Source organism: Pseudomonas sp. UM16 (assembly GCF_050312595.1).
In the GTDB taxonomy this organism is placed as follows: domain Bacteria; phylum Pseudomonadota; class Gammaproteobacteria; order Pseudomonadales; family Pseudomonadaceae; genus Aquipseudomonas.
In genome coordinates this window covers 1-746 of the sequence record NZ_JBNPJT010000053.1, presented here as the reverse complement: position 1 = coordinate 746, position 746 = coordinate 1, and the positions used below count along the sequence as shown (strand labels likewise).

Below are 746 nucleotides of genomic sequence, written 5' to 3'. Positions count from 1 at the left end.
CGAATGGTCCAAACCCCTGCCGCCCGAGCAATGGGCCAAGCGCTCCCCCGAGCTGGAAGCCGCCATCGCCAAGCGTGAGGCCGAATTAGCAGCGCAGATGCAGCCTGTGGACGAGACATGAGTACGCCACCGGTAGGCACGACGAAAAAACGGCTGTTTTCGCGCAACGACTACTTGGCCCCCTTGCCAATTCCCACCGGTGAAAAGCCCTCGGACGTGCTCAACACCATTTGGCGCAAGAATGAGGTGTTTCTCGATATCGGTAACTACAGCATCGGTTCGGCGGTGATGGGGATATGGGTAGGTGTGATGACGTTTCTGGCCATGTCTTTCTTCACCCGAAATCTCAACTCCGACTTCAGTCGGGATACTTTGATATTGGGTGCAATTATTATGGCATTGCCAGTTTTTTTTCTAATCCAGGGCCTGTTCCGCGAAGTACCTTTACCGGTGCGCTTTAATCGGCAACGCCGCGAGGTGTGTGTACCGCAAGCAAATGGCGAGTACTGGATCGTCCCCTGGGAAAGCGTGACGGCGGCAGCTACACAACATTCGTCGGTGAGCCAGGCGGGTAAAGCAACGATGGGCTTGTTAATCATCGGCTTTGAAAACCCAGACCCGCAGGCCAAAGACGAAAACAAGCATTTCTCACTGGGCTTTAACTGTGGGGGTGGCACCACCGCCATGGCGTTGTGGGAGTGCATGCGCAGCTACATGGAAGTAGGGCCGGATGCAGTACCTAATAG

The 746-nt window shown here is 55.2% G+C and carries 1 protein-coding gene; it reads left to right on the top strand.

The window, feature by feature from the left end; genetic code table 11:
* Positions 1-117: 117 nt before the first annotated feature.
* Positions 118-746, top strand: a 629-nt coding sequence (locus ACQRAX_RS25500) for a hypothetical protein (protein WP_427867778.1), incomplete at its 3' end; no start/stop codon positions are given.